Genomic DNA, 25,400 nt, shown 5'->3' on the forward strand with positions numbered 1-25,400 from the left:
CGCTCAGCCCTGCAGGTCAGCGGGAAGCAGCGCTTCCGGCAGGTTCTGGTAGCTGACCGGACGCAGGAAGCGCCGGATCGCCAGCGTGCCCACGGAGGTGGCGCCGAAGTTGGTCGAGGCCGGGAAGGGCCCGCCATGCACCATGGCCGAGGAAACCTCGACACCGGTCGGGAAGCCATTGGCCAGGATGCGGCCTGCCTTGCGTTCCAGCACCGGCATCAGCTTCTGGCCAAGGGCCTCGTCGCCCGCTTCCATGTGCAGCGTGCAGGTCAGCTGGCCTTCCAGGCTGTGGGCCAGGGCCAGCATCTCGTCTTCATCGCTGGCCTTGACGACCACGCCCAGCGGGCCGAAGACCTCATGCCCCAGGACCTCGTTCGACATCCACTCCTTGGCGGAGGTGACATAGACGAAGGGCGTGGCATTGCGCAGGGAGCAGCTGGTGCTCAGCAGTTCCTCGACGCCGGCCTGAGCCGCGATCTCGTCCTTGCCCTTGCGGAAGGCCTCCGCGATGCCGGTGGTCAGCATGGTCTGGGCCGGGGCCTGTTCCAGCGTGGCGACGGCAGCGGACAGGAAGCTCTCCGTGTCCTCGCCTTCCAGCGTCACGACGATGCCGGGGTTGGTGCAGAACTGGCCCGCACCCATGGTCAGCGACCCCGCCCAGCCTTCGCCAAGCGTGGCGGCCTTGGACTTCATGGCTTCCGGCAGCATGAACATCGGGTTGATGGAGCCCAGCTCGCCGAAGAAGGGGATCGGCACCTCGCGCTGCGCGCAAAGGTCGAACAGCGCCTTGCCGCCCCGGTAGGAGCCGGTGAAGCCGACGGCGCTGATCAGCGGATGGGTGACCAGCGCGCCGCCCACCTCGTAGCTGCCGCCATGGATCATGGAGAAGGTGCCGGCGGGAACGCCGGTTTTCTCGATGGCGGCCTTGATGGCCTCTGCGACGATTTCTGCGGTGCCGGGATGGGCCTCGTGGCCCTTCACGACGACCGGGCAACCGGCGGCCAGCGCCGCTGCGGTGTCACCCCCGGCGGTGGAGAAGGCCAGCGGGAAGTTCGACGCACCGAAGACCGCGACCGGGCCGATGGGACGCTCCATCAGGCGGATGTCGGGGCGGGGCAGGGGCTGACGGTCCGGAAGGGCCACGTCATGGCGCTTGTCCAGGTAGTCGCCCTTCAGGATCTCTTCCGCGAACAGGCGCAGCTGGCCGGTGGTGCGGCCGCGTTCGCCCTGCAGGCGGGCGGCGGGCAGGCCGGTTTCGGCGGTGCCGATCTCGGTGATGGCATCGCCGCGCGCCTCGATCTCGTCCGCGATGGCGTTCAGGAAGGCCGCACGCGTGTCGCGCGAGGCATAGCCGTACTCCCAGAAGGCCTCTTCCGCGGCCTTGCAGGCCTGGTCGACCAGCGCGGCGTTGCCCGCGCTGAAGTCCTGGCCCTCGCCCTCGACCGGGGCGGATTTGAAGGTGGCATCGGTGGCGACCCAGTCGCCGGCGATCAGGTGTTTACCGTGAGGTTTGAAGGTCATGAAAATACTCTCTTACTTGCCCCAGTTCAGCGCGATCAGGTCCAGCTCGCCTGCCAGTTGCAGCAGCCGGTCCGTCGTGCGTTGGGACATGGGTTTGAGGGGATGGCGCACGTGATCGGACTTGATCACGCCGCCGGCCTTGTAGACCGTCTTGCAGGCGCGCAGGCCGCATTGACGGTTCTCGTGGTTGATCAGCGGCATGCACAGTTTCCACTGCTCAAGCGCCGCGTCCTTGTCGCCGGCCAGGTAGTGCGTGACGATCGGGCGGATCTTCTCTGGGAAGAGGCCCGAGGTCATGGTGCCCGTGCAGCCCGCATCCAGGTCCGCCAGCAGGGTCACCGCCTCTTCGCCGTCGAAGGGCCCCACGATATGCTCGCCGCCCTGTTCGATCAGCGCCGCCAGCTTGTCGGCGGCAAAGGGGGTTTCCATCTTGAAATAGGAGACGTTCTCGATCTCCTTGGCCATCTTGACCAGCAGCGGCACGGGCAGGGTCACGCCGGACAGCGGCGCGTCCTGGATCATGATCGGGATGTCGATCGCATCGGAGACGGCGGCGAAATGCTCTTCGATCATATCGGGGGCGGGGACCAGGCCGACACCGTGGTAGGGCGGCATCATCATCAGCATGGAGGCGCCCAGGCTCTGGGCATGCTTGGCGCGTGCCACGGCGATCTGGGTAGAGAAGTGGCTGGTCGTCACGATGACCGGCACGCGGCCCGCGCAATGCTCCAGGCTGACCTTGGTCAGCTCGGCGCGTTCCTCGTCCGTCAGCACGTATTGCTCGGAGTAGTTGGCAAGGATGCAGATCGCGTCGACGCCCTGGTCGATCAGGCAATCAATGACGTTCTTCATGCCGTCGTAGTCGACGGAGCCGTCATCCAGGAAGGGCGTGGGGGCGACGGGAAGGATACCTGTGAGAGGAGATTTCAAGGGTCCGGTCCTTTTCTCAGAATTCAAATGGTTCGACCAGGTCGCGGCGTCCCAGCAGGAAGGCATCCGCAACATGGCGCATCGGGCTCAGGTCCATGTCGATGCCGCCCGTACGGACCAGCTTCGCCATGGCCGCGTAGAGCCGGGGATATTCACCGGCCAGGCCGGTCTCTGTCTCGCCCTGGGCGACGCCGTCCAGGTACATCTGGCCGCCGCCATGGGTCAGCAGCAGGGTGCCTTCCTCGCAGACCGCCTCTATGGTCCAGATCTGCTCGCCTTCCTGGCGGAAGTCGAAGGTGCAGGACACCTCCGCGCCGCCGGGGTGGTAGAAGGACAGCTCCGCCGCGATGGGCGCCTGGCGGTTTTCCGGCACGCTCAGCACCGCATCGGTCAGATGCACCGCGTCGGGCAGGATCTTGGTCACGATGGACAGGGCATTGATGCCCGGATCGAAGACCCCAAGCCCGCCGGGCGCAAAGATCCAGTCCTGGCCGGGGTGCCAGCGCCGCACGTCTTCCTTCCAAGTGACGGTCAGCGATTTCAGCGTCTTGTCGGCCAGCCAGTCCCTGGCCGCATCGACCTTGTCGGCCTCGCGCGAATGCCAGGTGGCAAAGAGCGACACGCCCTTCTCCCGCGCCAGCGCCTCAAGCGCGGCACATTCGGCCATGGTCGCCCCGGGGGGCTTTTCCAGCATCACGTGCCGGCCGGCCTTCAGCGCTTTGGCGGCATAGTCGAACCGCGGCACCGGAGGCAGGCACAGGGACACGACGCGGATGCCGGGGTTCTCCTCCAGCATCTTGTCGAAGTCGTCATAGGCCGGCACGCCGTCCACGGTGCCATGGCGGCTGACCGTCGCGGCCAGCTCCCAGTCGGCAGAGCTTTCCAGGCTGGGCACGTGCTGGTCCAGCGCGATCTTTCCGATCCCTACAAGTGCGATATCCATCAGTGCGCATCCTTTCCGACAGCATTGCCACGGCAGCCCTTGAGAAAGTCGAGGTCGGCGCCGGTGTCGGCGCCTTCGACGTGCTGCTGGTGCAGCCAGCCGTAGCCCGACTCGAATTGCTCGTGGGCGGGCGTCCACTCGGCCAGTCGTGCGGCCAGTTCCTCGTCCGAGATATCCAGGTGGACCCGGCGGGCGGCCACGTCGACCTCGATCATGTCGCCGTTGCGCACCACCGCGAGGGGGCCACCGGCTGCAGCTTCGGGAGAGGTGTGCAGGATCACGGTGCCATAGGCGGTGCCGGACATGCGCGCATCCGAGATGCGGACCATGTCGGTGATGCCCTTCTGCAGGACCTTCGGCGGCAGACCCATGTTGCCCACTTCGGACATGCCCGGATAGCCCTTCGGACCGCAGTTCTTCAGCACCATGACGCAGGTCTCGTCGATGTCGAGGTCGGGATCCTCGATCTTGGCCTTGTAGTCGTCGATATCCTCGAACACCACGGCGCGGCCCTTGTGCTGCATCAGGTGCGGCGAGGCGGCAGAGGGCTTGAGCACGGCGCCATTGGGCGCCAGGTTGCCGCGCAGCACGGCGATGCCGCCCTGGGGCGTCAGGCCCTGGCCCACGGGACGGATCACGTCATCATTGTGGTTCAGCACGTCCTTGACCTCGTCCCACATGGACTGGCCAGAGACGGTCAGCGCGTCCTTGTGCAGCAGACCCGCTTCGCCAAGGCGTTTGATCACCACGGGCAGGCCGCCGGCGTAGAAGAACTCTTCCATCAGGTATTCACCCGAGGGCATGAGGTTGACGATGGTCTCTACGTCGCGGCCGCAACGGTCCCAGTCGTCCAGGGTCAGCTCGACGCCCTGCACCCGGCCGGCGATGGCCAGCAGGTGGATCACGGCGTTGGTGGACCCGCCGATTGCACCATTGGTGCGGATCGCGTTTTCAAAGGCCTGCTTGGTCATGATGTCGCTGGGCTTCAGGTCGTCCTTGACCATCTGCACGATGCGACGGCCGGACATCTGCGCCATGACGCGGCGGCGGGAGTCCACGGCCGGGATGGCCGCGTTGCCGCTCAGTGCCATGCCAAGCGCTTCGGCCATGGAGGCCATGGTAGAGGCCGTGCCCATGGTGTTGCAGGTACCGGTCGAGCGGGACATGCCCTGCTCGGCTTCCAGAAATTCTTCCTGGGTCATCTCGCCGGCCTTCACCGCTTCGGAGAACTTCCACAGGTGCGTGCCGGAGCCGACGCGCTCACCGCGGAAATAGCCGTTCAGCATCGGGCCGCCGGTGACGACGATGGAGGGCACGTCGCAGCTTGCGGCGGCCATCAGGAGGGACGGGGTGGTCTTGTCGCAGCCCACCATCAGCACGCAGCCGTCGATGGGCTGGCCGCGCATCTGTTCCTCGATCGACAGGGCGGCAAGGTTGCGGAACATCATCGCCGTCGGGCGGAAGGTGTTCTCAGAGGCAGAGAAGACGGGCACTTCGACGGGGAAACCGCCGGCCTCCCAGATCCCGGCCTTCACCTTCTCGGCCAGCTCGCGCAGGTGGCCGTTGCAGGGGGTCAAGTCGGACCAGGTGTTCATGATGCCGATGATCGGGCGACCATCGAACAGGTCATGGGGGTAGCCCTGGTTCTTCATCCAGCCCCGGTGGTAGATCGTGTCGCGCGAGTTGCCGCCGTACCATTCCTGGGAACGAAGCTTGCGGGGCCATTGGGCAGGTTTGAAGGTCATGGGTGCGGTCCGTTGCCTGAGTAGGGTCATTGGGGGTGGCGAGGGTGGGGTGCACCCACCCTCGCCTGTTTCTTGGGACGGCGCTGGCGCCTGCCGTAAGGTGGGTGGGATCCCACCTTCGGCGCCTAGGCCTTGTTCTTCTGGTAGACGTCGAAGAACACGGCGGCCAGCAGGACGAGGCCCTTGATGATCTGCTGGTAATCGATACCGATCCCCATGATCGACATGCCGTTGTTCAGCACGCCCATGATGAAGGCACCGATCACCGCGCCGATGATCTTGCCGGAGCCGCCGGACATCGACGCGCCGCCGATGAAGACTGCCGCGATCACGTCCAGTTCCACCGCGAAACCGGCTTTCGGCGTGGCGGTGTTGAGGCGCGCGGCAAAGATCAGCCCGGCCAGGGCGGCCAGCATGCCCATGTTGACGAAGGCCAGGAAGGTCAGCTTCTCGGTCTTGATGCCGGACAGTTTCGCCGCCTTCTCGTTGCCGCCAAGCGCATAGATGCGCCTGCCCAGCACCGTGTTCTCGGTGATGAAGGCATAGATCACGGTCAGCACGGTCATGGAGATCATGACGTTGGGCAGCCCGCGGAAGCCGGCCAGCTTGTACATGACGTAGAACAGCGCGCCGCAGACGATGATGTTGCGGGCGATGAAGAAGGCGAAGGGCTCGTCATCCATGCCGTACTTGGCGTTGCGCGCACGCTGGTTGAAGCCCATCCACAGGATCAGGATCACCGCCAGCACACCGGCCACCAGGGCCGTCGCATTGGGGCGTCCGACACCGAAGAGGTCGGGGATGAAGCCGGTGGACAGCGACTGGAAGGACCGCTCGAACGGGCCCACGGACTGCCCTTCGAGCAGCCAGAGCGACAGGCCGCGGAAGACCAGCATGCCGGCCAGAGTTACGATGAAGGCCGGGATCTTCCAGTAGGCCACCCAGTAGCCGTGCCAGGCGCCGATGAAGACGCCCGCGATCAGGCAGGCGGGGATGGTCATCCAGACCGGCCAGCCCCAGTTGACCATCATCACGGCGGCCAGCGCGCCGACGAAGCCCATGACCGAACCGACCGACAGGTCGATATGCCCGGCCACGATGACGATCAGCATGCCAAGCGCCATGATGATGATGTAGGAGTTCTGCAGGAAGAGGTTGGTGATGTTCACCGGCTTCAGCAGGGTTCCGTTGGTGACGACCTGGAAGAAGGCCATGATGGCGATCAGCGCCACCAGAAGCCCGTAGTCGCGCAGGTGGCCCGCCAGGTACTTGCCCAGGCCGTTGCCGCCGCCGCTTTCGTTGTTCTTGTCTGCGATTTCCACGTTTCGCACTCCTTATTCTGCCGCGTCCGCGACGACATCGGTCACGATCATCGACATGATCTTCTCCTGGCTGGCCTCTGCAGCGGTCAGCTCGCCCACCAGGGCACCTTCGTTCATGACATAGATCCGGTCACACATGCCCAGCAGCTCGGGCATCTCGGACGAGATCATCACCACGCCCTTGCCCTGTTCGGACAAGTCATTGATTATGTTGTAGATTTCGAACTTCGCGCCCACGTCGATGCCGCGGGTCGGCTCGTCCAGGATCAGCACTTCCGGACCGGAGAACAGCCACTTGGACAGCACCACCTTCTGCTGGTTGCCGCCCGACAGGTTCATCACCTTCTGGAAGACACTCGGTGTGCGGATGTTCATCGCCTGGCGGTATTCCTCGGAAACGCGGGTTTCCTCGCCCTCCGCGATGATGCCGTTCTTGGACACGCCGGGCAGGTTGGCCAGGGTGATGTTCTTCTGGATGGTCTCTTCCAGGATCAGCCCCAGGGACTTGCGGTCCTCGGTCACATAGGCCAGCCCGGCCGCGATCGCCTTGCCCACGTCAGAGGTATCGACCTCCTTGCCGTGCATCTTGACCGTGCCGGAGATGTTCTTGCCGTAGCTTTCCCCGAAGATCGACATGGCCAGTTCGGTCCGGCCCGCGCCCATCAGGCCCGCGATGCCGACGACCTCGCCGGCGCGGACGTTGAAGTTGGCCTTGCGGATCACCTGGCGGTCGCCGTGATCGGGGTGCCAGACATTCCAGTCCTGCACTTCCATGATCATCTCGCCGGCCCTGTGGGGGCGGGGCGGATAACGATCGGACATGTCGCGGCCCACCATGTCCCGGACGATCCGGTCCTCGGTGATTTCCTCGGCATGGGCATCCATGGTCGACACGGTAGAGCCGTCCCGGATCACCGTGACGCTGTCGGCCACGCGGCGGACCTCGTTCAGCTTGTGGCTGATGATGATCTGCGTCACGCCCTGCTGCTTGAGCTCAAGCATCAGGTCCAGCAGCGCCTGGCTGTCGTGTTCGGACAGCGCCGCGGTGGGTTCGTCCAGGATCAGCAGGCGCACGTCCTTGGACAGCGCCTTGGCGATCTCCACCAGCTGCTGCTTGCCGACACCCAGGGAGTCGATGATGGTGGAGGGCGCTTCCTTCAGACCGACCTTCTCAAGAAGGCCCTCTGTCCGATGGAAGGTCTCACGCCAGTCCAGCACCCCGCGAGAGGCGCGTTCGTTGCCAAGATAGATGTTCTCGGCGATCGACAGGAGCGGCACGAGGGCCAGTTCCTGGTGAATGATGATGATCCCGCGCTCTTCGCTGTCCGAGATGTTGCTGAACTCTGCCAGCTTGCCGTCATAATGGATCTCGCCGTCGTAGGTTCCGGCGGGATAGACACCCGAGAGCACTTTCATCAGCGTGGATTTCCCGGCGCCGTTCTCGCCGCAAATCGCGTGGATCTCGCCCTCGGCAACCGTCAGATTGACGTTGTCGAGCGCCTTCACGCCTGGGAATTCCTTGGTGATGGAGCGCATTTCAAGCAAAGAAGTCATGGCTTTGCCTTATCGCTTTAAAGGGGGGGAGGGACCTGCCCGGAAAGAGGTTCCGGGCAGGTCGCGCAGACCGGGAGGACGGCCGCGCTTTGCAGATCAGATCAGATCAGAACTGGTCCGCGTCGTGGTAGCCGCTGTCGACAACGACCTCTTTCCAGTTGGAGCTGTCCACCAGGACGGGCTCCAGCAGGTAGGAGGGAACGACTTTCACGCCGTTGTCGTAGGTCTCGGTGTCGTTGATCTCCGGCTCGGTGCCTTCAAGCACGGCTTCCGCCATGTCCACGGCAACACCGGCAAGCTCGCGGGTGTCCTTGAACACGGTGGAGTACTGCTCGCCCGCGATGATCGACTTCACGGAGGGCAGCTCGGCGTCCTGGCCGGTGACGATCGGCATCTTCATGTCGCCGGAACCGTAGCCCACGCCCTTGAGCGAGGACAGGATGCCGATGGACAGGCCGTCGTAAGGGGCCAGCACACCATGCACCTGCTTGTCGGTGTAATAGGCGGACAGAAGGTTATCCATACGCGCCTGTGCCACCGCGCCATCCCAACGCAGGGTACCGACCTTCTCCATGCCGGTCTGGCCGGAGACGATGTTGATGGTGCCGTCGTCGATCAGCGGCTGCAGGACGGACATGGCGCCGTTATAGAAGAAGTAGGCGTTGTTGTCGTCCGGGGACCCGCCGAAGAGTTCCACGTTGTAGGGGCCATCGCCGAAGCGTTCCTTCAGGCCGTCCACAAGAGAGGTCGCCTGCAGGACGCCGACCTGGAAGTTGTCGAAGGTGGCGTAGTAGCTGACGTATTCGCTGTCACGGATCAGGCGGTCGTAGGAAATGACCGGGATGTCCGCGTAATGGGCATTCTCAAGAGCGTTCGACAGCGTGGTGCCGTCGATCGCCGCGATCACCAGCACGTCGACGCCGCGGGTGATCATGTTTTCGATTTGTGCAACCTGGTTCGGAATGTCGTCTTCCGCGTATTGCAGGATGGTGTCGTAACCAGCTTCCTCAAACTGGGCGACCATGGATTCCCCGTCAGAAATCCAGCGCGCCGAGGACTTGGTGGGCATCGCGATGCCAACGGTCTCGGCATAGGCGCCGGTGGACAGGATGAGAGCGGCGGCCGTGCTGGCCACGAGTGTCTTGAGAGTCATAGTGCTCCTCCACTACGTGCGTCCCCCAGCGGATGATCCGCCTTTCGCGCACTTGTTTCTCTTGGCTGGTCTCCTCAACCGCATACTGGCTATGCGTCAGGAGCATAACTGTAAAATGCAAATATTGCTGGAAACGATATCAAAAATGGTATGATGTGGGCGCATGGATCTGATCAGGCGGCTCAAACCCACGCATCTGCGGCTCATCGCGGAAATTGCCCAGCGGCAGAAGCTCCAGCTTGCCGCAGAGGCACTGGCGATGTCTCAGCCCGCGGCCAGCCGGATGCTGGCCGAAATCGAATCGGAAGCCGGGGCGCCGCTCTTCATCCGCCATCCCCGCTGGATGGAGCCCACCCCCATCGGCCTTGTCTTCCTGCGCCATATCCGGGTGATCCTGACCGAACTCGACAGCCTCCAGACAGAGGTGGAGAACCTCAACATCGGCCAGTCGGGCGAGGTCCGCGTGGGGGCCGTGACCGGCCCGGCGATGGGCTACCTCATGCCCGCCATCCGCAAGATCAAGGAAGAGGCCCCCGATATCGAGGCCACGATCGAGGTCGGCCCCTCAAGCCAGCTCGTGCGCGGCCTGAAAGAGGGGCGCTTCGACTTCATCATCGCCCGCCTGCCGACAGACGAGGATCACGGCGAATTCCGGGTCTACCCGGCGCGCTCGGAAGGGGTGAAGCTGATGGTGCGCTCCGGCCATCCGCTGGCCGGGCGGCGTGACCTGTCGCTGGAGGAGCTGGCGCGGTACGAATGGGTGGTGCAGGAACGCGGCTCCCCGATCCGCCGCGCTGTAGAGGCGGCCTTCTTGGAAACCGGCAAGGCGGTGCCGCGCAACGTCAACAACTCTTCCTCCCTGCTGGTGGTGCTGGCGCTGCTGTCGCGCTCTGACGTGATCTCACCGCAATCCGAAGAGGTGGCAGAGATCCTGACCCACGAAAGCCTGGGCGCGAAACTCTCGGTGCTGGACCTGAACCGGGACATCCGCGTGTCGCCCTATTTCGTGCTGGCCAATCGCGGCCAGCAATTGCCGCGCATCTCCGAACGGGTGCTTCAGGAGGTGCTGCGCCGGCTGTGATCGCCCCTCGCGCGCGACCTAGCCGCGCGCTGACCCCCTTGAACCAGCCGCTCTGGACCCCCGAAAAAGGGGGCGAATGCCGGTAAATGGCGACTTTTGCCATCTTGCCCGGGCGCGCAAGGTATTGGATTCATTGGGGCGGCCAGGAAAGTGCGAAAAGTGACGATACGGCAAGCTGGACAGGATTTCACACCCGTGAAACCCTGATTTGAAGCGGCCCTTGCAAGGTCCCAGTTCAGGCATACATGCCTGTCTTGACCAGACGCGTGATCCAGCGACGACAACGCGTAACCAGAGATTTCTCACACCGCGGGGCCTTCTACCTTGAACGACCAGATGTTTCAGCATTTGCCATTTTTGCCCGGCAATTGCGACATGGCGAAAGACATTGCCCTCCATGACTGGTCCTCCACCCCGCTCGGGCCGCTGGAAGACTGGCCCGTGGCCCTCAAGATCACCGTCAGCACCATGCTGAACTCTGCCTTCCCCAAGTGCCTGTGCTGGGGCGAAGAGCTGATCGTGATCTACAACGATGCCTTCCGCGCCATCCTGGACCGCAAGCACCCCTGCCTGGGCCAGTCCTTCCTGGATGTCTGGGCAGAGACCGTCGACTCCATCCGCCCGATCACGGAAAAGGCCATGCAGGGCCAGGCCACCTTCATCGAAGACTTCCGCATCGTCACCAACCGCTCCGGTGAAAGCCGAGAGGCCTTTTTCACCTTCTGCTACGGCCCGGTGCGGGATGAAAACGGCACGGTGCGCGGCATGCTCGATACCGTGGTGGAAACCACCGACAAGGTGCTGGCCGAACGCTCTGCAGAGCTGCGCAACCAGGAGCTGGTGCATCGCTCGCGCAATGCCTATGCGCTGGTCTCCGCGCTGATCAACCAGACCTTCCGGGGTTCCCTGCCGCCCGAGCAGATCAAGATGGCCCTGCAGGACCGCATCAGCGCGCTGGTGCGCGCCCAGGACACCCTGACAGAGGACAACGCCGCCGGCGGCCTGATCGAGGTCGTCGCCCTTGGCGCGCTGCAACCCTTCATGAACGACTCCCAGCGGGTCACGGTCTCCGGTCCGCGGATCCTGCTTGGCCGCGAACAGGTCATGGCGCTCAGCCTGGCGCTGCATGAGCTGGCGACCAATTCCACCAAGTACGGCGCGCTCAGCGCGGATGCCGGGCAGGTGGCGCTCAGCTGGGCGGTCGAAGGGCAGGGCGAGGGCACGCAGTTCCGGCTGGTCTGGCAGGAAAGCGGCGGGCCGGAGGTGGTCGCGCCCAAGGGCCAGGGCTTTGGCAGCCGGATCATCGCCGGCGTGCTGCCCAGCGCCTTCAGCGGCACCGTCAACCTGGAGTACGCGCTGCAGGGGCTGACGCTGCAATTGCTCAGCAATGCCGCCAGCCTGATCTCTGCCGATGACCGGCTTGCCGCCGATATCCGCCTGACCGGCGCCTAAGCCCACATCCCCCATCCATCTGACCGCGTCCCCCTGACCGCGTCCCCCTGACCGCGTCAGACCCGGGGCACTCTTGTGACAGGCCGCCGCGGATTTCGCGGCGGTTTCCGTTTCCCCTTGCTCCCCGCCTATACGCAGGCAAATCTTTGCCCGGCTTCGCGCCGGATCCGTTCCCGGACCCAGCCAGGCCGCCGGAACAGGACGCAAAGGACCCCCCATGAAGATCACCCTGACCCGAGGCGTCACCTTCCAGGTCTTCCCCCTGCTGCTTGGCCTGCTGCTTTTCGCGGCCTCGCTCTCTCCCTCGCTCATCCCGCGAAGCTGGGTCTTCGAAGGGGTGCTGGGCGGGGTGCTGACCGCCATCGGCTACCTGGTGGGGCGGGTGCTGCAACTGGCCTGGCTTGCCGCCGGTCTGCCCTCTCCGCGCTCGCGCAGCGCGCGGATCGCCCTGGTGATCTTTGCCATCCCGGTGCTGGTGCTCTGGATCTACGCGCTGTGGAACACCACGGATTGGCAGAACTCCATCCGTGCGCGGGTCGGCATGCCTCCGATCGAAAGCACGGACTGGACCAAGCTGCTGATCCTCTCCGTGCTGGTCTTTGCCGCCTGCTACCTGCTGGGGGTGCTGGTCTCCCTGCTGTTCCGGACGCTGCGCAATCGGCTTTACCGGATCATGCCGGCGCGCACGGCCAACCTGCTGGGGGTGCTGCTGGCCGTGGCGCTGCTGTTCGTCATGACCATGGACGGGCTGGTGCCCTTCGTCATCCGCACGCTCGACAGCTCCTACGAAGAGGCGCAGCGCCTGTTCGACACCGCCCCGCCAGCGCCCCGGGATCCGCGCCGCGCCGGCAGTGCCGAAAGCCTGGTGGGCTGGCAGCAGATGGGCCAGCCGGGGCGCGATTTCATCCAGAACGGCCCCGGAGCCGCGGCCATCACCGCCGTAACCGGGCGCCCCGCGCTGGACCCGATCCGCGTCTACGTGGGCCGCGCCCAGGACAATGATCCTCAGGTCCGCGCCCAGGTCGCGCTCAAGGAGCTGATCCGGCTGCAGGCCTTTGACCGCGCTGTGCTGGTGGTGGCCTCTCCCACCGGGACGGGCTGGCTTGACCCCAGCTCCTTCGATCCGCTGGAATATATCCATGACGGCGATATCGCCACGGTGGCGGCGCAATATTCCTACATGCAATCGCCCATGGCGCTGATCTTTGAAACCGATACCGGGCTGGACCAGGCCAAGGCCATGTTCACCACTGTCTACGACTACTGGAAGGACCTGCCGCCCGACAGCCGCCCCCGGCTTTATGTCCACGGCCTCAGCCTGGGGGCCTGGTCCTCCATGTATGCGGTGGACCTGCTGCGGATCTTCGACGATCCGATCCAGGGGGCCTTCTGGGTGGGCTCGCCCTTCCTGTCGACCAAGTGGCGCGATGCCACGGCGGCGCGCAACCTCGGCTCTCCCTTCGTTTCGCCCGAGGTGGGCGATGGCGCGCTGATCCGCTTCTTCACCCAATACGGCGGGCTTGAGCGCGCCACGGCGGACTGGGCGCGTATGCGGGTGATCTACCTGCAACATGCCTCTGACGGGATCGTCTTCTATGACCCGGCCTCGCTTTGGCGGGCGCCGCCCTGGCTGCGTGAACCGCCCGCGCCCGATGTCTCGCCTGAGATCCGCTTCCTGCCGATCGTCACCCAGTTCCAGCTGGCGATCGACATGATGCTCTCGCTGGGGATGCCGCTGGGCTACGGCCACAGCTACGCCCCGCGCGAATACCTGACCGGCTGGATAGAGCTGAGCGATCCCGCCAACTGGACAGATGCCGATACCGCCCGCCTGATGGAGCGCTGCTCCGGGCGCAGCGAAACCGGCTGCGACAACCGCTGACGCCTGAGGGCTGGCGAGATCGGAAAGGGCAGGGCGCGCGGGCAAGGCACCGTGCGCCCCGTTAATCTTCTTGCGATACCGACGTCCGCACCGACGCAATACCGACGTGATACCGACGCAATACAGACGTGGGTTAAGACGCCCCAATTGCCTGATTAACCAAGGAAAACATTATCTGAAGGCCTGTGGCGCGCAAATTCTTACCGCGCTGCCCCCTCAGAGGCCGTTAATCGCCCCGGACGGGGGCGGGCGGCGCCGTGTCCGGGGTGTCAAAGGGCCGAAAGCCCGGCGTTCGTGTTCAGCATGAACTGGGCAAAGATCGGGCTGCTGGCGGCCCCGATGCTGCGGGCGTTCTCGCCCACGCTGGCGGCCTCTACCCTCGGCGTGATCAGCCCGCGCGTGTCCTGGGTCACCAGGTAGCGGCGCACCCGTTCCACCAGCGCGTTGCGCACCTCGGGCGGGAAGGCCCCGTCGATCAGGATCGCCTCGAAATCGATGACCGAACAGACGGAAAGCGACGCCTTTGCAAGCTCTTGCGCGGTTGTGCCGATCCATGGCTCCACGTAGCGGCCCAGGCCGCTCCAGTCCTGGGGCTTGTGCCAGAGCACCTGCGGATCGATGCCCGCCTCGACCAGCCGTGCCTCAAGCAGGTGGATGGAGGCCGTGTCGATCAGCTGCTGGCTTTCGCCCAGCGGCCCGGTGGTCCGCATGGAGCCCAGCGCGCCCGCATTGCCTTGATTTCCCTCGAAAACCGTCCCATTCAGCGCCACGCCGCCGCCGATGAAGGAGCCTATGAAGAAATAGGCGTAATCGCGGAATTCCTGGCCCCGGCCATACAGGTGCTCCGCATGGCAGGCAGAGGTGGCGTCATTGACCACGAAGACCGGCAGATCGCAGAAGCCCGCGACTTTGCTGGCAAAGTCTATGTCCTTCCAGGAGCGGAACTTTTCCGCCGCCACACCGATCAGGTCATGCCAGCGCCACAGCTCGAAGGGGGTGCCGATCCCGATCCCGCAGACCCGCGCCCGCAGCGTCGGGGAAAGCTCTTGCATGAAGCCAGCTAGCCCCTCTTCAAGAAAGCCGAAGACCGCGTCGGGCATCGGGTAATCATAGGTGGTATAAACCTGCTTGCGCACCTGTCCCGCCAGGTCCAGCAGCAACAGGTCTGCACTTCTGCGCCCGATCTTCAGCCCGCAGGACAGGGCCCCGTCCGGGTCCAGCTCCATCGGGACAGAGGGCTTGCCGACCTTGCCGCGCACCGGCTCTCCCTTGCGCACCAGCCCGTCTTCTTCCAGCGCGCGCAGGATGGTGGACACCGTGGGCCGCGACAGCCCCGTACGCCGCGCCAGGTCGGCCCCTGACAGCGCACGGTGGCGTTGCAGAAGTGATAAGATCAATCGTTCATTATAGTCGCGAATGCCGCGCTGGTTCACACCCGCGCTGCGTTCCCTGAGATTGGCACCATCCATGTGGCCGACCATAGTTCTCCTCCCGCTGGTTGGGAAGATAGGGTGCTCTCCTTAGTTAGTAAAGTTTACTTACTAATTGACAGTGCCATGAGAATCGGGCCTCTTGGGCTGCAACCTGTAGGGGAGAGGACGTTGCAGGTTCCGGTGCGGAGACGCCCCGCATCCAGGCTCAAGACCGATTTCAATGGGAGGAAACCATGAAGAAGCTGATGACATGTTCGGCAGTTGCCCTGGCCACGATGGCCGGTGGCGCCTATGCGCAGACCAATGCCTGCCTGATCACCAAGACCGATACCAACCCGTTCTTCGTCAAGATGAAGGAAGGTGCTTCTGCCGCTGCGGCGGAGAACGGCATCAACCTGTCGACCTTCGCCGGCAAGTACGACGGCGATGTCGAAACACAGGTCGCGGCGGTGGAAACCTGCATGGCCTCCGGGGCCAAGGGCATCCTGATCACCCCCACGGACAGCCGCGCGCTGGTGCCGGTCATCACCCAGGCCCGCGAAGCCGGCGCGCTGGTGATCGCCCTCGACACCCAGTTCGAGCCCGCCGATGCGGCCGATGCCACCTTCGCCACGGACAACTTCAAGGCCGGTGAGCTGATCGGCCAATGGGCCAAGGCCACCATGGGCGCAGAGGCAGAGAACGCCAGGATCGCGCTGCTGGACCTGAATGCCTCTGAGGTTTCCGTGGATTACCAGCGCGATAACGGCTTTCTCAATGGCTTCGGCATCGACATCAAGGACCCCACCGACATCGGGGATGAGGACGATCCCCGCATCGTCGGCAACGATGTCACCGATGGCTCCCCCGATGGCGGGCGCACGGCGATGGAGAACCTCCTGCAGCTCGATCCCGATATCAACCTGGTCTACACGATCAACGAACCCGCCGCGGCTGGCGCCTACGAGGCGCTGAAATCCTTCGGCAAGGACGAGGGCGTGCTGATCGTCTCGGTCGACGGCGGCTGCCCCGGCGTGCGCGACGTGGCCGGCGGCGTGATCGGCGCCACGGCCATGCAGTTCCCGCTGCTCATGGCCTCCAAGGGGATCGAGGCGATCAAGACCTTCGCGGAAACCGGCGAGAAGCCGCAGAACAGCGACGGCCTTGATTTCTACAACACCGGGGTCGAGCTGATCACCGATCAGCCGGTCGAGGGTCTGCCCTCCATCACCTCCGAAGAGGGGCTGAAGAAGTGCTGGGGCTGAGCCTTGGCTGACACGGCCGGCGGGGCGCTCCTGCGCCCTGCCACCCCACCAATGGTTCACAATTTTGACGGAATCTGATGCCGCCGCTACGCTCGCCGGCGAGGGAGAGAGTCATGTCGGAAACGACCAAACCGGGCCACAAGGGCCAGGACTACGAACAGACGCTGGATCGCAGCGACGCGCGGGTGGCGGCCTTTGACCGCGGCCAGCATTCGCCGCTGGAGCGTGTGCAGCACGTCTTGCACAACAATCCGACGCTGGTGCCCGTCATCGTGCTGCTGGTCAGCCTGGCGGTCTTCGGACTGATCGCGGGCGGCAAGTTTTTCTCTGCCTTCAACCTCAGCCTGATCCTGCAACAGGTCTCCATCATCGGGATCCTGGCAGCGGCGCAATCGCTGATCATCCTGACCGCAGGCATCGACCTGTCGGTGGCGGCCATCATGGTGCTGATGTCTGTGATCATGGGCAACCTCGCGGTCTTCGCGGGCGTGCCGACCGGCATCTCGATCGTCATCGGGCTGATCGGCGGGGTGGCCGCCGGGGGCATGAACGGCTGGCTGATCACCAAGGTGAAGCTGCCGCCCTTCATCACCACGCTGGGCACCTGGTCGATCTTCTACGCGCTGCTGCTCTGGCTGTCCGGCGCGCAGTCCATCCGCGGCCAGGATATCGACGCCAATGCGCCCTTCCTCAAGATCTTCGGGGCCTCTTTCAACATCGGGGGCGCAAGGATCACGCTCAGCGCGCTGCTGATGATCGCGGTCTTCCTGGTGCTCTGGTACATGCTGAACAAGACCGCCTGGGGCCGCCACGTCTATGCCATCGGCGATGACAAGGAGGCCGCGCAGCTTTCCGGCATCCGCACGGACCGCACGCTGCTTTCGGTCTACGGGCTGGCCGGGCTGGTCTGCGCGCTGGCCGGCTGGGCCTCCATCGGGCGGGTCGGCTCCATCTCTCCGCAAAGCTTTTACGAGGGGAACCTGGACAGCATCACCGCCGTGGTGATCGGGGGCATCTCCCTGTTCGGCGGGCGGGGCTCCATCCTGGGGGCGCTCTTCGGGGCGCTGATCGTGGGGGTCTTCCGCTCCGGCCTGCGCCTGTCCGGTGTCGACGTGCTCTGGCAGGTCTTCGCCATCGGCTGGCTCATCATCATCGCGGTCGCCATCGACCAATGGATCAGAAGGGTTTCGGCATAATGAGCACACCTGTCGTCCAAGCCCGCGGAATCGTGAAGCGCTACGGCCACGTGACCGCGATCGACCACTCCGACTTCGAGCTCCGCAAGGGAGAGATCCTTGCCGTGATCGGCGACAACGGGGCCGGCAAATCCTCCATCGTCAAGGCGATCTGCGGCGCCACCGTCCCCGATGAGGGTGAGATCCTGATAGAGGGCAAGCCGGTGCGCTTCACCTCTCCGATCCAGGCGCGGGACATGGGGATAGAGATCGTCTACCAGAACCTCGCCCTGTCGCCGGCCCTGTCGATTGCCGACAACATGTTCACCGGCCGCGAGATCCGCAAGCAGGGCTGGATGGGCAAGTACCTGAGGATGCTCGACAAGCCCGCGATGGAGGATTTCGCCCGCGAGAAGCTGACAGAGCTTGGGCTGATGACCGTGCAGTCGATCAAGCAGCCGGTGGAAACGCTTTCGGGCGGTCAGCGCCAGGGCGTGGCCGTGGCGCGCGCGGCGGCCTTTGCGACGAAGTTCATCATCATGGATGAACCCACGGCGGCCCTGGGGGTCAAGGAAAGCCGCAAGGTGCTTGAACTGATCCAGGACGTGCGGGCGCGCGGCATCCCGATCATCCTGATCAGCCACAACATGCCCCATGTCTTCGAGGTCGCGGATCGCATCCACGTTCACCGCTTGGGCAAGCGCCTCTGCACCATCGACCCCAAGGACTACACCATGTCCGATGCGGTGGCCTTCATGACGGGCGCGAAGGAGCCCCCGTCAGAGCACGCCGCATGAGCACGGCCGAAGACAGGGCAGAGGCGCTGCTGGGCCCGGTCCTGGCCGCGCCACGCGCCGGGCGGCGGCGCCTGGTGGCGCTTGCCGGGCCGCCGGCCTCCGGCAAGTCCACCGTGGCAGAGCTGCTGGTGGCCCGCCTCAACGCGGCGGGATGCTCGGCGGCGGTGGTGCCAATGGATGGCTTCCACCTGGACAACCGCATCCTGGAACGGCGCGACCTGCTGGCCCGCAAGGGCTGCCCGGAAAGCTTCGATCACGGCGGTCTGCTGCGGCTGGTGCGCGCGCTGTCTGACAGCCCCCAGGTCTTCTACCCGATTTTCGACCGGGCGCGCGATATCGCCATCGCCGGCGCCGGAGAGGTGGCGGCGGACTGCGACACCCTGGTGGTAGAGGGCAACTACCTGCTTTACGACGCGCCGGGCTGGCGTGACCTGCAGCCCTGCTGGGATGTCTCCATCCGGCTGGACGTGCCCGAGGCCGTCCTGCATCGCCGTCTTGTCGACAGGTGGCTAGGCCATGGGCTCAGCCCCGATGCCGCGCGGGCCCGGGCAGAGGGAAACGATCTCCGCAACGCAAGGCTGGTGGCCGCTGCCGCGCTGCCGGCGGATGTGACCCTTTCGGGCTGAAAGGGTCTGGATCCTGCGCAAGTCATTGGAAGCGTAGGGATTAAGGTTCCGTTACCGCCGCGTCCGCAAGCCTGGCCTGCGGCGTTCGGTCCCCGCGCATCCCTGTCCCAAACAGCCCATCTTCCAGCTTGCGGAAGACCGCGCTAGGAAGGGGCCATGGCAGAGAACGACAAAAGCACATGTTGCGTGAAGGGCTGGGGCGCTGGCCGGGATACCGCTGTGGCGCCCGCCGGTTGGGCCGATCTGCCCCGGGCCGACCCGGCAGAGCAGCAGGCGCTGCGCGACGCGCTGGTGCCCATTCCCGGTGGGATCTTCGAAATGGGCACGCGCCACTCGACCTACCCGGAGGATCTGGACAGCCCGCGCCGCAAGGTCCGCGTCTCGCCCTTCCGCATCGGTGCCACCACGGTCACCAATGCGCAGTTCGCCCGCTTCATCGAGGCAACCGGCTATCGCACCGTGGCCGAAAAGGAAGGCTGGAGCTTCGTCTTCCACCTGCTTCTCGACCGGCCCGAGGACTGGCCGCTCAGCCCTGGCCGCCTGACCTGGTGGCGCCGGGTCGACGGGGCCTGCTGGGCCGCGCCCGAAGGCCCCGGCAGCGAGTGGCAGGACCGGCCGGATCACCCGGTGGTGCAGGTCTGCTGGTACGATGCCATGGCCTATTGCCAATGGTCCTGCCTGCGCCTGCCGCGCGAAGCGGAATGGGAGCGCGCCGCAAGGGGCGGACACGCCCGGCGCAAGTTTCCCTGGGGCAATGCCCTGACGCCCGAGGGGCGGCACATGATGAACGTCTGGCAGGGCGACTTCCCGAATGTGAACACCGCAGAGGACGGCCATGTCGGCACCGCCCCCGCGCGGTCCTATGAACCCAATGACTATGGCCTCTACGCCATGACGGGCAATGTCTGGGAATGGGTCGGGGATCGCTACGGCCCGCGCCCCGCGCCCGGCCGCATGCCAGAGGTCGATCCCGAGGGGCCCGATGAGGGCGCCTCCCGAATGCAGCGCGGCGGATCCTTCCTGTGCCATGCAAGCTATTGCGATCGTTACCACGTTCATTCCCGCACGGCGAACGACCCCGACAGCGCGACCAGCAACGCCGGCTTCCGGGTCGCCGCCTCTGCGTGATCCGAGTCGCCGGAGGTCCCGTTCGCAGGTGACGCGACAGGCCCTGCGATCAAGTCAGCAATAGAGCGGAAGGAAATGGGGCATAGGGCTTCGGACCACTGGCAAGCAGGGGTCCCGGTCTGGCCTGCGCAAACCGCCGGATCGGACCTGTTCGGTCACGATCTGCGGTTCAGCTCATAAGAGAGAAGTGGCTGGGGTGGTAGGATTCGAACCTACGGTACACTGTACCAAAAACAGTTGCCTTACCACTTGGCTACACCCCAACGTGGAGCGCTGATTACTCCGACATCGCGCGGGGTTCAACCCCTTTTCGAGCGAAAAATGCAGCTCTTTTTCATGCTGACCTCTGGGAATGTTCCGGCAGCGATGACAGGCCCAATGGACCCTGCGTCACTCGACGATCTCGTCCTTGCCCACACCCCAAAGAGCGGTCTTCGGGGCCCAGCCGGAATAGCCGGCGACAGAGACCTGGCACCAGTCGGCTTCGCATTCCTCAAGGTCCGCGATGACGCCTGCTTCCAGCTTGGCGGTCACGCGGGAATTGGCACCGGGGCGGAATCGCAGTTCCAGCAGGTTCTTCTCCACCAGCACGGTGCGGTGACCGGAGATCAGCGCGTAATGCACCCAGCCGCCCATGCCGTCATGGTCGCGGATTCGGCGCCAGTGGCCATATTCGGCGATGATCTCGACGGGCAGGCCCTTGCGCAGGAATTCCCAGTCGATCCGGTGAGTCTTGGACGGGCCGCGGCGCACGTTGGCGCGGCTTGATTTCATCGACACGAACCGGGGCAGGGGCAGGTTGGTCACCGGCCCGACAGAGGCCGCCGGCTCCGGCGCGGGCAGGGGGTCCTGCATCGCCAGAGAGGCGGATTGCTGCCCGTTTTCCGTGGCTTCCTGGGTCGGGCTGTCTGCCCCCTCCAGTCCCGGAACATCCGTTGCCGCCCAAAGGGTGGCCCCTGAGAACAGGGTCACTACCAGCGCGCATGCGCTTGTCCGCCAATGCCTCATGATCTTGCCTGCTCTGCTTTGCATGGGGGTTCTTGTGCCCCGCTGCTGTTTCCGTCACTTTGCCCCTGACCGCGCCGTTTGGGAAGACGCAGGAGAAGCTGAATGCCATCTCGACGCCTGACTGTTGTTGTTACGCGACGCCTGCCGGGACCGGTAGAGGCGCGCATGGCGGAACTGTTCAATTTCACGCCGGGCCCGGAAGGCCGCCCCATGAGTCGCGAGGAACTGGTAGAGGCCGTGCGCCATGCCGATGTCCTTGTACCCAACTTGCGCGATGAGATCGACCAGTCCCTTCTGGCCCAGGCCGGGGATCAGTTGCGCCTGATCGCCAATTACGGCGCGGGTGTGGATCATATCGATATCCAGACCGCACGCCAGCGCGGGATCCTCGTGTCCAGCACGCCGGACGTGGTGACAGAGGATACGGCGGACATGACCATCGCCCTGATCCTGGCGCTGCTGCGGCGCCTCCCGGAAGGCCTGGCCCTGATGCAGGGCGAAGCCTGGGAGGGATGGAGCCCCAATGCACTTCTGGGCTCCCGCATTGCCGGCAAGCGGCTGGGCATCCTGGGGATGGGACGGATCGGCCAGGCGCTGGCCCGCCGGGCCAATGCCTTCGGCATGCAGGTCCATTACCACAACCGCCGCCGCCTGCGCGAAGAGACCGAAGCGGATCTGAAGGCGCGCTACTGGGAAAGCCTTGACCAGATGGTGGCACGGATGGACGTGATTTCCGTCAACTGCCCGCATACCCCCTCGACCTTTCACCTGCTGAATGCCCGCCGTCTCAGGCTGATGAAGCCGGAAGCGGTGCTGGTGAACACCTCGCGCGGGGAGGTGATCGACGAGAATGCGCTGACCCGGATGCTGCGCGCGGGTGAGATCGCCGGAGCCGGCCTGGATGTATTTGGCGGACGGCGCGATGCGAACCCCCGCCTCAAGGCGCTGAACAACGTCGTGCTGCTGCCGCACATGGGCTCTGCCACGCGGGAAGGGCGGATCGAGATGGGCGAGAAAGTCATTATCAACATCAAGACCTTCGCGGATGGCCACCGCCCGCCGGACCAGGTCGTGCCGGGGGTCCTTTGACCCGCGCGGCCCCCGGCGCCTTCGCGCTTGTCCTGGCGCTGCTCTGCGGCTTCCTGGCCCTGACGCCCCGCGCCAACCCCCTGGTCACCACGGCAGAGAAGTACCAGCAGGAGATCGCTGTCGCCAGCGGGGCGACCTATATCTCTCTGCGGGCGATCAACGCCGCGCTCTCCTTTGCCCAGGATGTGGAGGTCGGCGGCTCCATGGGGCTGTCGGCCAACGTCCAGCCCTTCAAGTGGCTTGAGCCCATCGACGACACGGTCGAGCGGATCTCTGCGGCGATCTTCGCGGTGGCGGTGCTGACCGGCGTGCTGTCGATGTCCTTGGCGCCCGTGGCCTCGGTCGGCTTCGTGCTGCTGGCGGTCGCGCTGCTGACCCGCTGCGGCTGCGACATGGCCGTGGGATGGCAGCGCACGGCGCCCGGCCTGCGCCGCTTCGGCGGCTCTTGCGGGATGCTGGGCTTTGCCTTCGCCATCGGCCTGCCCTTTGCCTATGCCCTGGGGGTCTGGGGCGGCGACATCCTGACCGCCTCCGCCGCGGCAGAGGCCAACGCCGTGCTGGACCACATCGCGGACAATGCGCGGCTTCTGATCGGGCTGGATGACGGCGGTCTGGATGAACGCGGCTGGCGCGAAAGCATCGAGGCCTATCGCAATGCCGCCGGGGACCTCTGGGAGCAGGCCGATGAAATGCTCTCGGCCTCTCTGACGCTGGTGGGGATCTTCGTGCTGCGCATGGTGGTCCTGCCGATGGTCCTGCTGCTGGCGCTGGTCTCCATTACCCGCAGGATCCTGAGCGCCTGAACTGCGGCCTGAGCGCAGGCAGAGCGCCTGCGTCAGGACTGCCGGAACAGATCCCGCCCGCAGGCGCGAAAGGGCAGGGGCCCCTTTACCGTGTCGCGCCGGGCACCCAAAGCACATCGCCTGCGCCGCCATCATTGGCCGCGCGCGAGGCCACGAAGAACCAGTCGCTGAGCCGGTTGAGGTACTTCACCGCGACAGCGTTGCACTCCTCTTCCGCCATCAGCGCGACGGTCAGCCGTTCGGCCCGCCGGCAGACGGTCCGGCACAGGTGCAGATGCGCGGCCAGCGCAGAGCCGCCTGGCAGGACGAAGCTGCGCAGCGGCTGAAGGTCGGCGTTCATCGCGTCGATTTCCGCCTCCAGGCGATCGACCTGCGATGCGATCATCCGCAGCGGCTCATAGGGGGCTTCGGAATCCTTTTCCATGTTCGGGCGGCACAGGTCTGCGCCAAGGTCGAACAGGTCGTTCTGGATCCGTGCCAGCGCCGCGTCCATCTCGCCTTCGGCATGCAGTCGCGCCAGGCCCAGAGCGGCGTTGGTCTCGTCCACCGTGCCGTAAGCCTCGACCCGAAGAGAGGGCTTGGTCACGCGCGATCCATCGCCAAGCGCGGTATCGCCGGCATCGCCGGTGCGTGTGTAGATCTTGGACAGTACGACCAATTCAGCCTCCTTGTCGGATGAGAACGAACAGCAGGATCAGGACCACGGCCAGGAACTGGGCGATGATCCGCGCCTGCATGAGCTTGTTGGAGCGCTTGCTGTCGCCGCCCTTCGCAAAGTTTCCGATGCCGAGCATCAGGATCACGGCAACCAGAAGGACAGCGCCTCCGGCAACCAGGAACAGGGGATCATTGGCCATGGAAAGCTCCTCTCTCTGCCTCTGGATGTAGAGGTTGGCGGGCGGAAAGCGAACCCGAAAATGGGGTCAGGCGTTGCGGACCAGGCGGTCGATCAGCCGGGCCGGCAGCAGGCGGCGCATGGCGGCGGCGACATAGGTCGGTGTGGTGACCATGTAGCGCGGCTTGGGGCGGGGGTCTTCCAGGGCGCGGATCAGCTTGGCCGTCAGCGCCTCTGGACCCAGTTCGAAGCGGTCTTCCTTGCCCGCCGAAGGGCCACGCTTGTAGAGCTTGTCGAGCAACCCGTTGCGGTAATCCTCTGCACGGGCGGAGTTTTCCCAGTCCACCCAGCGTTCGAAGGCCTTGATGGCATTCTTGCGAAAGTCGGTGCGGATGGGGCCGGGTTCGATCAGGATGACGTGGATGCCAGAGCCTTCAAGCTCCACCCGCAGGGTATCGCTCAGCCCTTCCAGCGCGAACTTGCTGGCATTGTAGGGGCCGCGCCAGGGTGCGGCGACAAGTCCCAGCACCGAAGAGCAGTTGATGATCCGGCCGGTGCCCCGCGCGCGCATGGCGGGCAGTACGGCGCGGGTCAGTGCATGGGGGCCCATGAAGTTGGTCTCGAACTGGACGCGCATGGCCTCTCGGGGGATATCCTCGACCGGGCCGGGAATGGCGAAGGCACCGTTGTTGAAGACCGCGTCCAGCGCGCCGTCGGTACGCTCCAGCGCCTCGGCGGCGGCGTACTCGACGCTGTCCTGGTCGGCGTAGTCAAGCTGCAGGGCCTCGAAGCCCTCGTCCGCCAGGCGGGCAACGTCTTCCGGTTGCCTGGCAGAGGCAAGGACTCGCCAGCCGTGCTGGCGCAATCCGCGGGCGGCGTCCTGTCCGATCCCGGAGGAACAGCCTGTGATGAGAATGGATTTGGTCATGCCCTGTTGTGCCGGTCGCCGGCAAACAGGGCAAGGGGGCGGCAGCGCAAGCGGTCAGTCCGCAGAAGCGCTGACCAGCCAGTCGGCCATCCAGCCGGTGGCGCCGGCGGGCAGCTTCAGGTTCACCCAGTCGCCTTCGGAGCCGATGACTTCGACCTCAGCGCCCTTGGTCAGGGTGGAGACCACGGCGTAGTTGGTGCCCGGTCCGGTGCGCATGTTAACGCGGTTGCCGGTAACTTCGCGGATGTCCGCAGATTGGGCCGGCTCAGGGGCAGACGTGGTGGAGGTCGCTGCAAAGGACTTGGCGCGGGGCAGGTTGGACAGGCTCATCTGTTCGATCTTGGCCAGCATTTCCGGCGTCAGCACGTCCGAGCTGGTAGAGGGGAGGTCGTTTGTTCCGGCAGAAGCGCGGGTCACCATCGCGGGATCGGCGGGCTTGGCTGCCGGCGCAACCCGCTTGGCGGGGGGCGGCGTGGGCGATGCAGGGACCGTGGCGACGGCGGCGGTTGCGACCGGTGCCGCCTCCGCAGCATTGGCTGCCATCAGCGGCTGCGTGTCAGTTGCCCTGGTACGGGGGGCCGCTGCGCGGGATCCGTCCATGTTCTGGGCAACGGCTTCGAATGAACCGAGGGGCTCGAAATCCGATCCACCACTCAACTCATAGAAGACCAGGAACATGGCAGTGATGGAAAGAAGTAGGAACTTGTTCATGATAATCTCCGCGGCAGCTGAGAGACTAACTACCCTTATA

Annotated in this window: 23 protein-coding genes and 1 tRNA gene; 10 read left to right on the forward strand and 14 right to left on the reverse strand. The window is 65.1% G+C overall.

Translation table 11 applies throughout. The annotated features are described in order from the left end of the window. Positions 1-3: 3 nt before the first annotated feature. The 7 genes from HCZ97_RS01875 to chvE all read right to left on the reverse strand — a co-directional run bounded on the left by HCZ97_RS01875 (position 4) and on the right by chvE (position 9,168). A complete protein-coding gene (locus HCZ97_RS01875; protein WP_167686977.1) occupies positions 4-1,521 on the reverse strand; it encodes an aldehyde dehydrogenase (NADP(+)) in 1,518 nt (505 codons plus the stop codon). Between the two features lie 12 nt (positions 1,522-1,533). Next, positions 1,534-2,451 carry a dihydrodipicolinate synthase family protein gene (locus tag HCZ97_RS01880; protein WP_167686978.1) on the reverse strand — a complete coding sequence of 306 codons (918 nt, stop codon included), beginning with the start codon at positions 2,449-2,451 and terminating at the stop codon, positions 1,534-1,536. Positions 2,452-2,467: 16 nt separating this feature from the next. After that, entirely contained in the window at positions 2,468-3,394 is a 927-nt protein-coding gene (locus tag HCZ97_RS01885; RefSeq protein WP_167686979.1) for a Gfo/Idh/MocA family protein, read from the reverse strand. After that, a complete protein-coding gene (araD, locus tag HCZ97_RS01890) occupies positions 3,394-5,139 on the reverse strand; it encodes an L-arabinonate dehydratase (protein ID WP_167686980.1) in 1,746 nt (581 codons plus the stop codon). The genes HCZ97_RS01885 and araD overlap by 1 nt, the downstream gene beginning before the upstream one ends. A 125-nt stretch (positions 5,140-5,264) precedes the next feature. Then, positions 5,265-6,461, reverse strand: coding sequence for a multiple monosaccharide ABC transporter permease (mmsB, locus tag HCZ97_RS01895; protein WP_167686981.1), 1,197 nt, complete (start codon positions 6,459-6,461; stop codon positions 5,265-5,267). A gap of 12 nt (positions 6,462-6,473) precedes the next feature. Next, positions 6,474-8,015 (reverse strand): multiple monosaccharide ABC transporter ATP-binding protein, encoded by a 1,542-nt coding sequence (mmsA, locus tag HCZ97_RS01900; RefSeq protein WP_167686982.1) that lies wholly within the window; start codon positions 8,013-8,015, stop codon positions 6,474-6,476. Between the two features lie 106 nt (positions 8,016-8,121). Then, complete coding sequence (gene chvE, locus HCZ97_RS01905) at positions 8,122-9,168, reverse strand: multiple monosaccharide ABC transporter substrate-binding protein (RefSeq protein ID WP_167686983.1); 1,047 nt, start codon at positions 9,166-9,168, stop codon at positions 8,122-8,124. A gap of 163 nt (positions 9,169-9,331) precedes the next feature. On the opposite strand from chvE, the gene HCZ97_RS01910 reads away from it, so the two are divergent. From HCZ97_RS01910 to HCZ97_RS01920, 3 genes are all read left to right on the forward strand, one after another. Next, positions 9,332-10,249, forward strand: coding sequence for a LysR family transcriptional regulator (locus HCZ97_RS01910; protein WP_167686984.1), 918 nt, complete (start codon positions 9,332-9,334; stop codon positions 10,247-10,249). A 375-nt stretch (positions 10,250-10,624) separates the two neighbouring features. Continuing rightward, positions 10,625-11,701, forward strand: a complete 1,077-nt coding sequence (locus HCZ97_RS01915; RefSeq protein WP_167686985.1) for an HWE histidine kinase domain-containing protein — start codon at positions 10,625-10,627, stop codon at positions 11,699-11,701. A 217-nt stretch (positions 11,702-11,918) separates the two neighbouring features. After that, a complete protein-coding gene (locus HCZ97_RS01920; RefSeq protein ID WP_167686986.1) occupies positions 11,919-13,583 on the forward strand; it encodes an alpha/beta-hydrolase family protein in 1,665 nt (554 codons plus the stop codon). Positions 13,584-13,852: 269 nt separating this feature from the next. Here the strand turns inward: HCZ97_RS01920 and HCZ97_RS01925 are convergent, their stop codons facing one another. Next, the gene (locus HCZ97_RS01925; RefSeq protein WP_167687162.1) at positions 13,853-15,052 is read right to left on the reverse strand and encodes an ROK family transcriptional regulator; all 1,200 of its coding nucleotides are present in this window, start codon (positions 15,050-15,052) and stop codon (positions 13,853-13,855) included. Positions 15,053-15,249: 197 nt separating this feature from the next. Between HCZ97_RS01925 and HCZ97_RS01930 the strand changes: the two genes are divergently transcribed. From HCZ97_RS01930 to HCZ97_RS01950, 5 genes are all read left to right on the forward strand, one after another. Beyond that, a complete protein-coding gene (locus HCZ97_RS01930; protein ID WP_167686987.1) occupies positions 15,250-16,260 on the forward strand; it encodes a sugar ABC transporter substrate-binding protein in 1,011 nt (336 codons plus the stop codon). A gap of 113 nt (positions 16,261-16,373) precedes the next feature. Then, positions 16,374-17,456: an ABC transporter permease gene (locus tag HCZ97_RS01935; RefSeq protein ID WP_167686988.1), complete on the forward strand. Its 1,083-nt coding sequence runs from the start codon at positions 16,374-16,376 to the stop codon at positions 17,454-17,456. Continuing rightward, entirely contained in the window at positions 17,456-18,232 is a 777-nt protein-coding gene (locus HCZ97_RS01940; RefSeq protein ID WP_254871296.1) for an ATP-binding cassette domain-containing protein, read from the forward strand. Before HCZ97_RS01935 ends, HCZ97_RS01940 begins: the two co-directional genes overlap by 1 nt. Beyond that, a complete protein-coding gene (locus tag HCZ97_RS01945; RefSeq protein WP_167686990.1) occupies positions 18,229-18,858 on the forward strand; it encodes a nucleoside/nucleotide kinase family protein in 630 nt (209 codons plus the stop codon). Before HCZ97_RS01940 ends, HCZ97_RS01945 begins: the two co-directional genes overlap by 4 nt. Before the next feature lie 156 nt (positions 18,859-19,014). Further along, positions 19,015-19,986, forward strand: a complete 972-nt coding sequence (locus HCZ97_RS01950; RefSeq protein ID WP_167686991.1) for a formylglycine-generating enzyme family protein — start codon at positions 19,015-19,017, stop codon at positions 19,984-19,986. Between the two features lie 188 nt (positions 19,987-20,174). Here HCZ97_RS01950 and HCZ97_RS01955 read toward each other — a convergent pair. Together HCZ97_RS01955 and HCZ97_RS01960 are read right to left on the reverse strand one after the other, a co-directional pair. Then, positions 20,175-20,249, reverse strand: a tRNA-Gln gene (locus HCZ97_RS01955). Positions 20,250-20,376: 127 nt separating this feature from the next. Beyond that, positions 20,377-20,841, reverse strand: coding sequence for an SH3 domain-containing protein (locus HCZ97_RS01960; protein ID WP_254871305.1), 465 nt, complete (start codon positions 20,839-20,841; stop codon positions 20,377-20,379). Between the two features lie 255 nt (positions 20,842-21,096). Between HCZ97_RS01960 and HCZ97_RS01965 the strand changes: the two genes are divergently transcribed. Both HCZ97_RS01965 and HCZ97_RS01970 read left to right on the forward strand, forming a co-directional pair. Further along, positions 21,097-22,083 (forward strand): D-glycerate dehydrogenase, encoded by a 987-nt coding sequence (locus HCZ97_RS01965; protein WP_167686992.1) that lies wholly within the window; start codon positions 21,097-21,099, stop codon positions 22,081-22,083. Further along, positions 22,080-22,886: a hypothetical protein gene (locus tag HCZ97_RS01970; RefSeq protein WP_167686993.1), complete on the forward strand. Its 807-nt coding sequence runs from the start codon at positions 22,080-22,082 to the stop codon at positions 22,884-22,886. Before HCZ97_RS01965 ends, HCZ97_RS01970 begins: the two co-directional genes overlap by 4 nt. An 85-nt stretch (positions 22,887-22,971) precedes the next feature. Here the strand turns inward: HCZ97_RS01970 and HCZ97_RS01975 are convergent, their stop codons facing one another. The 4 genes from HCZ97_RS01975 to HCZ97_RS01990 all read right to left on the reverse strand — a co-directional run bounded on the left by HCZ97_RS01975 (position 22,972) and on the right by HCZ97_RS01990 (position 25,360). Continuing rightward, a complete protein-coding gene (locus tag HCZ97_RS01975; protein ID WP_167686994.1) occupies positions 22,972-23,544 on the reverse strand; it encodes a cob(I)yrinic acid a,c-diamide adenosyltransferase in 573 nt (190 codons plus the stop codon). A 1-nt stretch (position 23,545) separates the two neighbouring features. Beyond that, positions 23,546-23,743 (reverse strand): twin transmembrane helix small protein, encoded by a 198-nt coding sequence (locus HCZ97_RS01980; protein ID WP_167686995.1) that lies wholly within the window; start codon positions 23,741-23,743, stop codon positions 23,546-23,548. Positions 23,744-23,809: 66 nt separating this feature from the next. After that, on the reverse strand, positions 23,810-24,649 hold the full coding sequence (locus HCZ97_RS01985; protein ID WP_167686996.1) for an SDR family NAD(P)-dependent oxidoreductase: 840 nt from the start codon (positions 24,647-24,649) through the stop codon (positions 23,810-23,812). Between the two features lie 54 nt (positions 24,650-24,703). Continuing rightward, positions 24,704-25,360, reverse strand: coding sequence for an SH3 domain-containing protein (locus HCZ97_RS01990; RefSeq protein ID WP_167686997.1), 657 nt, complete (start codon positions 25,358-25,360; stop codon positions 24,704-24,706). Positions 25,361-25,400: the final 40 nt, after the last annotated feature.

Source organism: Pseudooceanicola sp. HF7 (assembly GCF_011806405.1).
GTDB lineage: Bacteria > Pseudomonadota > Alphaproteobacteria > Rhodobacterales > Rhodobacteraceae > Pseudooceanicola.

Coding starts and splice junctions, on each gene's coding strand:
- HCZ97_RS01875 (WP_167686977.1), bottom strand. CDS start 1,521: ATGACCTTCAAACCTCACGGTAAACACCTGATCGCCGGCGACTGGGTC.
- HCZ97_RS01885 (WP_167686979.1), bottom strand. CDS start 3,394: ATGGATATCGCACTTGTAGGGATCGGAAAGATCGCGCTGGACCAGCAC.
- araD (WP_167686980.1), bottom strand. CDS start 5,139: ATGACCTTCAAACCTGCCCAATGGCCCCGCAAGCTTCGTTCCCAGGAA.
- mmsA (WP_167686982.1), bottom strand. CDS start 8,015: ATGACTTCTTTGCTTGAAATGCGCTCCATCACCAAGGAATTCCCAGGC.
- chvE (WP_167686983.1), bottom strand. CDS start 9,168: ATGACTCTCAAGACACTCGTGGCCAGCACGGCCGCCGCTCTCATCCTG.
- HCZ97_RS01910 (WP_167686984.1), top strand. CDS start 9,332: ATGGATCTGATCAGGCGGCTCAAACCCACGCATCTGCGGCTCATCGCG.
- HCZ97_RS01915 (WP_167686985.1), top strand. CDS start 10,625: ATGGCGAAAGACATTGCCCTCCATGACTGGTCCTCCACCCCGCTCGGG.
- HCZ97_RS01920 (WP_167686986.1), top strand. CDS start 11,919: ATGAAGATCACCCTGACCCGAGGCGTCACCTTCCAGGTCTTCCCCCTG.
- HCZ97_RS01925 (WP_167687162.1), bottom strand. CDS start 15,052: ATGGATGGTGCCAATCTCAGGGAACGCAGCGCGGGTGTGAACCAGCGC.
- HCZ97_RS01930 (WP_167686987.1), top strand. CDS start 15,250: ATGAAGAAGCTGATGACATGTTCGGCAGTTGCCCTGGCCACGATGGCC.
- HCZ97_RS01935 (WP_167686988.1), top strand. CDS start 16,374: ATGTCGGAAACGACCAAACCGGGCCACAAGGGCCAGGACTACGAACAG.
- HCZ97_RS01940 (WP_254871296.1), top strand. CDS start 17,456: ATGAGCACACCTGTCGTCCAAGCCCGCGGAATCGTGAAGCGCTACGGC.
- HCZ97_RS01945 (WP_167686990.1), top strand. CDS start 18,229: ATGAGCACGGCCGAAGACAGGGCAGAGGCGCTGCTGGGCCCGGTCCTG.
- HCZ97_RS01950 (WP_167686991.1), top strand. CDS start 19,015: ATGGCAGAGAACGACAAAAGCACATGTTGCGTGAAGGGCTGGGGCGCT.
- HCZ97_RS01960 (WP_254871305.1), bottom strand. CDS start 20,841: ATGCAGGACCCCCTGCCCGCGCCGGAGCCGGCGGCCTCTGTCGGGCCG.
- HCZ97_RS01965 (WP_167686992.1), top strand. CDS start 21,097: ATGCCATCTCGACGCCTGACTGTTGTTGTTACGCGACGCCTGCCGGGA.
- HCZ97_RS01980 (WP_167686995.1), bottom strand. CDS start 23,743: ATGGCCAATGATCCCCTGTTCCTGGTTGCCGGAGGCGCTGTCCTTCTG.
- HCZ97_RS01985 (WP_167686996.1), bottom strand. CDS start 24,649: ATGACCAAATCCATTCTCATCACAGGCTGTTCCTCCGGGATCGGACAG.
- HCZ97_RS01990 (WP_167686997.1), bottom strand. CDS start 25,360: ATGAACAAGTTCCTACTTCTTTCCATCACTGCCATGTTCCTGGTCTTC.